A 10358-nucleotide genomic window follows, 5' to 3' on the forward strand; every position below is an offset into this window, starting at 1 on the left:
GTGGAAAGCCAGCCCGGCACCGGCAGCTGCTTCAGTTTCGAGCTGGTGCTGGAGCGGGCGCCGGCCGCTGCGCCGGCCTCTTCAGAGGCCGAAGCAGACAAGGCTTCAGAGCAGCACGACGCCTGAACCGGTCGTCGTGCGCGCTTCCAGGTCGCGGTGCGCCTGTACCACCGCGCCCAGGCCCTGGTAGCGCTGCTCGATGACGATCTTCACCTGACCGCCGACGACCACGCCGAACAACTCGTCCGCCATGGCCTGCGTGGACTCGCGCGTGGCCAGGTGCGTGAACAGCGTCGGCCGCGTCACGTAGAGCGATCCCTTGGCCGCCAGCGTGCCCAGCGACAGCGGCGGCACAAAGCCCGAGGCATTGCCGTAGCTGACCATCAGGCCGAAGGGCGACAGGCAGTTCAGCGAACCCTCCCAGGTGTCCAGGCCCACTGAGTCGTAGACCACCTTGACGCCAGCGCCGCCGGTGATCTCGCGCACGCGGGCGGCAAAGTCCTCACGCCGGTAATTGATCGCGAGCGCGGCGCCATGGGCCAGCGCCAGCGCGCATTTATCGTCCGAGCCTGCCGTTGCGATCAGGCGCAGCCCCAGCGCCTTGGCCCATTGGCAGGCGATCAGGCCAACGCCACCCGCGGCTGCATGGAACAGCACGAAGTCACCCGCCGCCAGCCCGCCTTGCGGCAAGGTTCGGCGCAGCAGGTACTGCGCCGTCAGGCCCTTGAGCATCATGGCCGCGCCGGTGTCGAAGTCGATACCGTCCGGCAATCGCACCACGCAGCGGGCCGGCATCACGCGGGCCGTGCAATAGGCACCGGGCGGCTGGCTGGCATAGGCGGCACGGTCGCCGACCTTCAGATGCGTGACGCCCTCGCCCACCGCCTCGATCACGCCCGAGGCCTCCATGCCGAGCGAAGCCGGCAAGGGCAGCGGGTAGGCGCCGCTGCGGTGATAGACATCGATGTAGTTCAGTCCCAGGGCCTTGTGGCGGATGCGGATCTCTCCCGGCCCAGGCTCCCCAACCTGGACCTCGACCACCTGCATGGCCTCGGCAGCTCCGGGCTGTGCGATCTGTATGGCTTGCTCGCGACGCGTCATCGTGTCTCCTTCAATGCAAAAAGGGCTTTTCCGCTATCGTGCCAGCCTTTGCCGATCTTTGTCGGTCTCGCCGCTTGTCCTTCTTGCTGCTGCCCTTGCCAACGCGACCCCCATGCTGACTCCGCGCCTTGCCCTGCTGCTGACTCTTCCGCCGCTGATGTGGGCCGGTAATGCGGTAGTCGGCCGCCTGATTGCGGGCAGCGTGCCGCCGCTGCTGCTGAACTCGCTGCGGTGGAGCATTGCCCTGCTGATCCTGCTGCCGCTGGGGCGCCGTCTGCTGGGCGATCTGCGCCCACTGCTGTCGCGCTGGCGCTATTTCGCGCTGATCGGTTTTCTCGGCATGGGCTGCTACAACGCGCTGCAGTACCAGGCGCTGCGCAGCTCCAGTGCACTCAATGTGACGCTGATCGCCGCCAGCCTGCCGGTCTGGATGCTGGCCATCGGTGCCCTGGTGTACGGCGTGCGCCCGACTCGCCAGCAGATCATCGGCGCCCTGCTCTCGCTGTCAGGTGTTCTGCTGGTGATCGCGCGCGGCGACTTGAGCACGCTGGCGCGTGTGCAATTCGTGCCTGGCGACCTGCTGATGCTGCTGGCTGTCTTCACCTGGGCGCTCTACAGCTGGCTGCTGGCCCGACCGCCGGCCCATATGCAGGGCGAGCAGCGGCCCGACTGGGGCTGGGCCGAGATGCTGCTGGCCCAGACCCTGTTCGGGCTGGCCTTTGCCGGCAGCATGGCCGGCCTGGAGCAGCTCTACACCCCGCAGGCCGTGCACTGGGGGCCAGGTCTTGCCGCCACGCTGCTGTTCGTGGCGCTTGGCCCCTCGTTGATCGCCTACCGCTGCTGGGGCCTGGGCGTGGCGCAGGCCGGCCCGACCGTGGCGGCCTTCTTCGGCAACCTCACGCCGGTGTTCGCGGCGCTGATGTCGGCGGCCCTGCTGGGCGAATGGCCGGCCTGGTACCACGGCGCGGCCTTCGCGCTGATCGTGCTGGGGATCACCGTGTCGTCGGCGCGGCGTCGAGCCTGAGCGTCTGCACCGCAGGCCCGGGCAGAAAGGGCATGGGATCCGCGCGCAACCAGGCCTCATGATCCGCACGATAGTAGGGCGACAGCGGGTGGCCGCTCTGCCCGCCCGGCACCGCCAGAATCCCCTGGGCCTCGCGCCCCGGCGCCACCACCATGCGCTGTGACTGCCCATGCACGCGCAGTTGCACCCGCGGCATGTGGCGGTCGCCCGCCAGCGGTGTGTCGGGCATGTCCAGCCAAGCGGCGAGCCACGCCGGCAGCGCGCTGCTCAGCGGATGGCGGATGGCCGCGCGGTTCTGCTCGCCCCAGCTCAGTGAGGCGATGCGGCCGTCCGGTGTGGTTTTCAGCAGGGCCTCGCGGCTGTCCAGCACCGCCTGTTGCAGCAGCGCCGGCCAGGAGGCCGTGCCTGAAGGCAAGGCATCGGCGCGGCGCGACTTCAGCAAGGCCCAGCCGGGCGTTTCGGTCGCGAGCTTCAGATCCTGCAGCTTGAGCTGGCGGGTTTCCAGCTGGGCCGCCAGCGGCGCAAACAGGCGCTCCAGCACCCGCTCGCGCCAGGCGCGCAGCAAGCGGTAGCCCACGGCTTCTGGCGCGGCCGCGTCGGCGCTGCGCTCGATGGCCTCGCGATACTCGGCCAGGCCATGCTGACGCACGAAGTCCGGCGTCAGCACCTCGTCGAGCAGCAGCCGGCGCCAACGCTGCAGAAACAGCGCGCGGTGATCCAGCTGGATCTCGTGCAGCGCCGCTTCGTCGAAGCGCTGCCGGGCCAGCAGTCCGTCGCGGATCTGCTGCCCGCGTGCGCCCAGGTCGTAGCCGCCGTCGCCGATCAATGCCAGCGCCGCGCCACCGACCACCCGCGCATTGGCCGTCCAAAGCCGCCCGTCCGCCGGCTGCAAGACGGTGGGCCAGGCCGGGTCGTCCGGCGACAGCCAGCCGACCCAGCCCTGGCGACCATCGCTCCAGTCCTGCGGCAGGTCCAGGCTGTCCAGCCGGCGCTTCGGGATCGCCGCGATCAAGGTCCAGCCGATGCGGCCCTGTGCATCGCCCACCACCAGGTTCTGCGCTGGCATGCCGGCGCCGCGGGCCAGCCGCAGCGCCTGCTCGGCGCTGTCTGCCGATTCAAGATCGAGCGTACGCATGTTCAGGCCCTCGGGCGCATGCGCGACCCAGCGCAATGCGTACTGCGCGAAAGGCGCGTCCAGCACCGGCCCCCACTCGGTCTCGCGCACCTCATGCTCGACGCTGCTGCCGTCGGCCAGTTCGATGCGCTCGACGTGACGCTTCAAGGGCTGTTCGCCCTTGGGGCCGAGATAGCGCTGGCCATCGGCGCTCAATCGCAGCTTGACCACATCGGCCCAGTCGGCCGTGCTGTTGGTGAAGCCCCAAGCAATGCGCCCATTGCTGCCGGCGACCACAGCCGGCGTGCCCGGCAGCGTGACCCCGGCCACACGGCGCAGCTGGCCCGCGCCGTCCCGCCAGGACAGGCTGGCCTTGAACCAGGTGCCCGGCACGCGCAGGCCCAGGTGCATATCGTCGGCGACGATGGCTGCACCGCCGCCATCGCTGCTGAGGCTGCCGGCGACTGCGAAGTTGTTGCTGCCACGGTCGCGATGGCTTCCGTCAGCATCGCCGGCGTCGACAGGGCCGAGCCCTGCAGTCTTCGCGCGGCGCAGCACCTCGGGCCACAGCGCGTCAGGCACGGGCAGCGGCTGCGCCTGACTGCCATCCAGCGTAGCCTGCCAGTCGGCGCTGTGCTGGGTCAGGAAGGCATACCAATCCGGACCGACCAGTTCATGCAGAGCCTGCATCGCCAGGTCGTCGCGGCCCTGCGATGCCTGCAAATCCAGATACATGCTGAGCACCACCAGCAAGGAGTCGCCGGGTTGCCAGGGCTTGGGTGACTGGCGTAGCAACCAGTACTCGGGCGGCCGGGACGCCAGCGCGGCCAGTCCGGCATTGACGCCCTCAGCATAGGCTTGCAGGAGCTCGCGGTGCGCGGCCGGTAGGGCGACCAGTGCCGCCTCGGCCCGGCTGCGGAAACGATGCAGCCGGCGCGACTTGTCCAGCGCCAGCGCCTTGGCGCCAACCAGCGCCGAAAGCTCACCCGCGGCATTGCGCCGCAGCAAGTCCATCTGGAAGAAGCGCTCCTGCGCATGGGCAAAACCCAGCGCCCGCGCAGCATCCGCGCGGCTGGCCGCTTCAACGCTCAGGTAGCCGTGCTCATCGCGGCTCAGCTCCACCCCGGCGCTCAGGCCTGGCAGCACGCGCTGGCCCTCGTACTGGGGCAGGCTGGCGCGCAAGCCCAGCGTCGCCACCCCAAACACCAGCAAGACGAGCAGCAGCAGCGTCAGGCCAAGAAGCCGCGACCATTTCCATATCCTCCTGCGAGCCATGCGCACTCCCCCGCCAGCGTGTCAACGCGGGGATTGTGCAGGCGCACGGCGCGCCGCGGACTCAGAAGGTTCCCGGGTAGGCGCCGCCGTCCAGCAGGATGTTCTGACCGGTCAGATAGCCGGCCTGCGCGCTGCACAGCATTGCGCAGATCGCACCGAACTCGGCGGCCGTGCCAAAGCGCTGGGCCGGAATGCCCGCCCGGCGCTTGGCAGCCATTTCATCCGCCGAGGCGCCGGTCTTGGCAGCACCGGCCGCCATGGTCTTCTGCAGGCGCTCGGTGTCGAACGCGCCCGGCAGCAGGTTGTTGATCGTCACATTGCGGCCGGCAATGGCGCTCTGGCGCGCGATACCGGCCACAAAGCCGGTCAGGCCGGAACGTGCGCCATTGGACAGGCCCAGCACATCGATCGGCGCTTTCACCGCGCCCGAGGTGATGTTGACAATGCGGCCGAAGCCGCGCGCCGACATGCCATCCACCGTGGCCTTGATCAATTCGATCGGCGTCAGCATATTGGCGTCCAGCGCGGCGATCCACTCATCGCGGCCCCATTGGCGGAAGTCGCCGGGCGGCGGCCCGCCGGCGTTGTTGACCAGGATGTCCACCTGCGGGCAGGCTGCCAGCGCGGCAGCACGGCCCTCGGCCGTCGTGATGTCGCCCGCCACGGTGCGCACCTCGACACCGGGGTAGGCCGCGCGGATGGCCGCTGCCGTGGCCTGCAGCGCTTCTTCACCGCGCGCGGTGATCACCACATTGACGCCCTCGGCGGCCAGCGCCTCGGCGCAGCCGCGCCCCAAGCCTTTGCTGGCCGCGCACACCAGCGCCCAGCGCCCTTGAAGTCCCATGTCCATCGTACTTACCTCATCTCCATCGCGTCAGCAGCCACACGCCAGCCAGCACCAGCGCGGTACCGGCGGCAACCCAGGGCGTGAAGGGCTCGCCGAGCAGCCACACGCCCATCAGAATCGTCGACATCGGGCCGATCATGCCGGTCTGTGCCGCCAGCGTGGCACCCAGCCGCTCGATCGCCATCATCACCATCAGAACCGGGGCAAAGGTGCAGGCGGTCGCGTTCAGCAGCGAAAGCCACAAGACCTCGGGCGCCAACGTCGCCAGCGAATCCAGCGGCCGCAGCAGCAAGAACTGCCCGATGCACAGCACGCAGGCGATGCTGGTGGCCAGACCGGTCAGGCGCAAGGCGCCCAGGCGCTTGACCTCCTCGCCGCTGTAGACAAGGTAGACCGCATAGCTCACCGCGCTGCCGAACACCAGCGCTGCTCCCAGCACCACGTCGGAACCCTGCAGCTTCAACTCCTGCCCGAACACCAGCAGCACGCCGGCATAGCTGATCGCCAAGGCAAGCAGTTGCCGCCCGGTGACCCGGCGCTTGAAGAGCAGCCAGCCCAAACCCAGCACCAGGGTCGGGTTGAGATAGAGGATCAGGCGCTCGAAGCTGGCGCTGATATAGGCCAGGCCGGCGAAGTCCAGAAAGCTGGCCAGGTAATAGCCCGAGAAGCCCAGGCCCAGCAACACCAGCCAGTCACGCCGCGTCAGCGGCGGCTTGCCCCGCCCGGCCCACCAGGACAGCAGCAGAAACAAGGGCAGCGCAAACAGCATGCGCAGCATGATCAGCGTGACGGCGTCAACGCCGTGGCGGTAGGCCAGCTTCACGATGATGGCCTTGCCCGAAAACGCAATCGCACCGCCACCGGCGAGCAGCAGGCCGGGCCAGAGCGGTGAGGAATCGGGGGCGGCGCGGGCGGCGGTCATGGGCTGACCATTCTAGGGAGGCCATGCCGGTGCGGAGGTACGCGGTGACCGCAGGTCGCCCTGGCCTGCTGCGCTTGTAATCGGCCCTGGCTCAGCCTTGCAGGCCGCGCTGCCCATGCAGGACATGGGCAGCCCTTCGCCAGGCGTCGGACAAGCCGCAGGGCTTGTCCGACGCCCTGGCTCAGCGCCAGAACTTGCCGTCGGGGCCGACGATGGAGAGGTCGGCGTAGTCCAGACCGGTGTGGTCATTCGGACTGAAGCTGAGCTCGAGCCCGCCGAGGTCGATCTTGCCCAGGCCGTCCAGCGCCTTCAGCAAGCTGGCCCGGCTGGGCTCCTTGCCGGCCTTGCCAAGCGCCGTGACCAAGACCTTGGCGGCGGCAAAGCCTTCCAGATTGGCAGGGGTCAGCTCGGCGCGACCCGCTGCTGCGGCCAGTTCGCGCGCTTCGCGCACCATCGGCGTTCCCATCGAGCGCTCGGAAGGAAAGACCTGGCTGATCACGACGCCTCGCGCCTGCTCGCCAAGCTGCTTGATGAAGCCCGAAGAGGCATTGTTTGACAAGGTCAGCAGTTGCGCACTGGAACCAGCCGCCCGCAACAGTTTCAGCCCGGAGCTGACAGCATCGCCGGTGCCGATGAAGAGCACCGCCTGGGTGTCCGCCTTGACCACCTGCGCGATCAAGGGACCGAGCTCCGGCTTGACGCGCGGAAAAGTCAGCTGCGCCACGGCCTGCAGCTTGGCCTGCTGCAGTCCTCTGAGCGCACCGGCCGCCGAATCGGTGCCAAAACTGTCGTCGACATGCAGCAAGGCAATGCGGGTGACCCCGGTGGCCACCAGGTGCTGAATCGCTCGCTCGGCCTCGCGTTGGTAGGTCGCGCGCACATTGAAGACGTGCTTGTTCACCGGCTCATGCAGCAGCATCGCGCCGGTGGACGGCGCCACCAGAGCCAGACGGTGCTGGGCCAGCAGCGGCAGCACAGCTTCGGTGTGCGGGGTGCCGCGCGTCAGGAACAAGGCCAGCACGCCCTGCCCGATCAGCTTCTCGGCGTTGGCCGCAGCCAACTTGGGATCGAACTTGTCGTCGAGCGAGATCAGCTCGATCTTCTGCCCGCCCACACCGCCGCGCGCGTTGACGGCGTCGAAGTAGAGCTTGGCGCCATCGGTGATCTCCTTCACGCCGGCCGCCACCGGACCGCTGAAGCCCGCCGTCTGGCCGATCTTGATCTGGGCCCAGGCCGGAACCATCAGACCCAGGCTGCAGACCGCTGCCACCCACAGTGAACGCATGCGCATGATTGAAACCTCGCCAGGCGACCGGTGCCGCCATCACTCGGCCGCATTGTGGCAAAGCCTTCTTGCCGGACTGTGGCAGAGAAGAGATGCCGGAGCATCCTGCGCGCAAGCCCGGCAACAGAGTGTGAATTTTTGACGAGCCGGCCGAGTATTCAAATCACTTTCATCAATTCAACTAAATCCAGCCTAAGCTCGGCCAATACAAGTCCCTGATGAAGATCGTCGTTGGAGTTCGCATGCGTTACCAAGACAGTGTTGTGAAGAGTGCGGAGTACCTGAGGCAGGCCTTGCCCTTGATGACCCGCCAGCGCGCCGCGCTGCATCCCCTCAGCTATGCGATTTGGTACGAGCATGTGAGCGGACACAACCCTGATCTGAGCCGCGAAGTCCAGGTCTTGACCGAACGGGGCCAAACCCTGGACGAGTTCGACACGCGCAGCCTCTACACCCGACATATCGACAGCAAACCGGCCTTGGATGAGCAAGTCGCCCGACGCCTCAGCGAGGGTCTGGCTCAGGTGCTGGGGGACATGTCGGACTCGGCGTTAGAGGCCGGCAGCGCGAGCGAACGCTTCGGCGATTCATTGGACATCTGGGTCCAGCAGCTGGGCGCAGCCGCCAGCTCGATGCCGCTGCGCGAGCTGCTGGCCGGCACGCGCGAGATGCGCGAACACATGAGCCGCCTGCGCCAGCGCCTTGACCGCAGCCAGCAAGAGATCGCATCGCTGCGCAAGGAGGTGCAGCAAGCGCGCGGCGAGGCCCTGATCGACGCATTGACAGGTCTGGCGAACCGCCGCGCCTTCGATCGCAGCCTGCAGCAAGTTCTGTCCAGCGACGAGGCCGGCACGCCGACCGGCCCCTGCCTCATCCTCAGCGACATCGATCACTTCAAACGTATCAACGACACGCACGGCCACGCCCTGGGCGACGAGGTGCTGCGACAGGTCGCGCACAGGCTCAAGAGCGTGGCGCACAGCCACCATCTGGCGGCCCGCGTCGGTGGCGAAGAGTTTGCCGTGTTGATGCCCAGCGCCGGCCTGCACGAGGCCATGATGCTGGCCGAGCAGATGCGCGAGCAGATCGCAGCACAGGATCTGAGCAGCGCCGGGTTCGATGGCGGGAAGGTCACCATCTCCCTGGGCGTCACGCAACTCGGCGCGACTGAAAGCGGTCAGGACTTCATGAAGCGGGCCGACCGGGCCCTCTACGCCGCCAAGCACGAGGGACGCAATCGCGTCTCGGTTCTGGCCGCACCGCTACCGCCCGAACCAGGCAGGCGTCTGGCAGCCTGATCGCAGTATCCGGCCGGTGCGGCCAGCCATGACGCGCGCCTTTCCCATGGATTGAAGCGCAGACCTTGGGCCACGTCCGATTTCCGACCCATAATGCGGCGCATGGCTGACATCCTTCTGGACGATTCTGCTGGCTGTAGCCTCAACCCGCCGATGGGAAAGGCACCATGCTGAAGCTGCCCCAGACCTCTCTGCGCGCCGCTGTGGCGCTGGCACTTGGCCTCGGTCTGATCGTGCCGACCGGCAGCCTGCTGATCTACGAAAGCAACCTGACCCACAGGGTCGCGATGGAAGACCTGCAGCGCGACCTGAACCGCGTGGTCGAAGTGCTCTCGCTGTCGCTGTCGGAGCCCATCTGGCAGGTCTCGCCCGAATTGGCACAGCCCATGATCGACGCGCAGTTCGACGATCCGCGCTTCGTCTCGGTGCTGATCAACGAGACAGCGGCGTCCAAGCCCTTTCTGGAGAAACGCACGGAGGGTGCCGTCGATCCGGCGCTGCTCCTCAGCCTGTCGCGCCCGGTGCTGCGTGATGGCCGCGAGATTGCCACCCTGACCGTCGAGGTGACCGCCGCCCCGCTGCTGGAGCGACGGCGCGCCGACCTGATCCGGACCCTGTGGCGCAGTGCCTTGACGCTGACGCTGTCACTGGCGCTGATCCTGCTCGTGCTGCAGCGCCGCGTGCTGCAGCCTATGGCCCGCCTCAGCCAGGCGGCTGCAAGGCTGGCCGTCGGCAAGCTGGACGAGCCCTTGATCACCCAGGGCGGCGATGAGATCGCGCGGGTGGGCGAAGCGATGGAGCGGATGCGGATCGCGCTTCTCAAGGCTTTCGAGGAGCTGCGCCAGCATGCCAGCACATTGGAGTATCAGGTCGCCGAGCGGACTGCAGAGCTGACCTCGGCCAATACGGAACTCACCCACGCCCTGGCCAATCTGAAGACCGCGCAACGCGAGTTGGTGGAGTCAGAGAAACTCGCCTCGCTGGGCCGCCTGGTGGCCGGCGTCGCGCATGAACTCAACACGCCGCTGGGCAATGCGCTGACCGTGGTCTCGGCACTGGAAGACCGCTGGGCCGCACTCGACGAGATGCTGTCCAGCGCCACACCGATGCGTCGCAGCGTGCTCGAAGAACTGGTCAAGGACACACGCCGAGGTCAGGACATCCTGCAGCGCAATGTGCGCAAGGCGGCCGACCTCGTGCGCGACTTCAAGCAGGTGGCCATCGACCAGACCAGCGACACCCGGCGCGACTTCGAACTGGCCCAGGTGATCGAGGATGTGCTGGTGATGGTGGAGCCCAGCTTCAAGCACACGCCCTTCTCGATCAAGACCGAGTTGCAGGCGGGCATCACGATGAACTCCTACCCTGGCGCCTTGGGGCAGGTCCTGACCAATCTGCTGATCAACGCGCTGGTGCATGGCTTTGAAGACCGTGAACAGGGCAGCGTTCGCGTCAGCTGCAGCCTCCTGGCCGATGGACAGGCTGAGCTGCG

8 protein-coding genes are annotated in these 10358 nt (G+C 67.7%); 3 read left to right on the forward strand and 5 right to left on the reverse strand.

Annotated elements, in window-relative coordinates; all coding sequences use genetic code 11:
• Positions 1–105: 105 nt before the first annotated feature.
• On the reverse strand, positions 106–1101 hold the full coding sequence (locus tag ACIQ67_RS17210; RefSeq protein WP_397535604.1) for a quinone oxidoreductase family protein: 996 nt from the start codon (positions 1099–1101) through the stop codon (positions 106–108).
• Positions 1102–1213: 112 nt separating this feature from the next.
• On the opposite strand from ACIQ67_RS17210, the gene ACIQ67_RS17215 reads away from it, so the two are divergent.
• Positions 1214–2125: a DMT family transporter gene (locus tag ACIQ67_RS17215; RefSeq protein WP_397535605.1), complete on the forward strand. Its 912-nt coding sequence runs from the start codon at positions 1214–1216 to the stop codon at positions 2123–2125.
• Here ACIQ67_RS17215 and ACIQ67_RS17220 read toward each other — a convergent pair.
• From ACIQ67_RS17220 to ACIQ67_RS17235, 4 genes are all read right to left on the reverse strand, one after another.
• On the reverse strand, positions 2094–4514 hold the full coding sequence (locus ACIQ67_RS17220; protein WP_397535606.1) for a penicillin acylase family protein: 2421 nt from the start codon (positions 4512–4514) through the stop codon (positions 2094–2096). The two genes, ACIQ67_RS17215 and ACIQ67_RS17220, sit on opposite strands and share 32 nt — an antisense overlap.
• Before the next feature lie 61 nt (positions 4515–4575).
• On the reverse strand, positions 4576–5364 hold the full coding sequence (locus ACIQ67_RS17225; RefSeq protein WP_397535607.1) for an SDR family oxidoreductase: 789 nt from the start codon (positions 5362–5364) through the stop codon (positions 4576–4578).
• A 10-nt stretch (positions 5365–5374) separates the two neighbouring features.
• Positions 5375–6283, reverse strand: a complete 909-nt coding sequence (locus tag ACIQ67_RS17230) for a DMT family transporter (RefSeq protein ID WP_397535608.1) — start codon at positions 6281–6283, stop codon at positions 5375–5377.
• Between the two features lie 181 nt (positions 6284–6464).
• A complete protein-coding gene (locus ACIQ67_RS17235) occupies positions 6465–7574 on the reverse strand; it encodes an ABC transporter substrate-binding protein (RefSeq protein WP_397535609.1) in 1110 nt (369 codons plus the stop codon).
• A 212-nt stretch (positions 7575–7786) separates the two neighbouring features.
• On the opposite strand from ACIQ67_RS17235, the gene ACIQ67_RS17240 reads away from it, so the two are divergent.
• Positions 7787–8866 (forward strand): GGDEF domain-containing protein, encoded by a 1080-nt coding sequence (locus ACIQ67_RS17240; protein ID WP_397535610.1) that lies wholly within the window; start codon positions 7787–7789, stop codon positions 8864–8866.
• A gap of 167 nt (positions 8867–9033) precedes the next feature.
• A partial coding sequence (locus ACIQ67_RS17245; protein WP_397535611.1) for a HAMP domain-containing protein occupies positions 9034–10358 on the forward strand: 1325 nt, incomplete at its 3' end.

This window comes from Roseateles sp. (genome assembly GCF_044373315.1).
Taxonomy (GTDB): Bacteria; Pseudomonadota; Gammaproteobacteria; order Burkholderiales; family Burkholderiaceae_C; genus JACDQM01.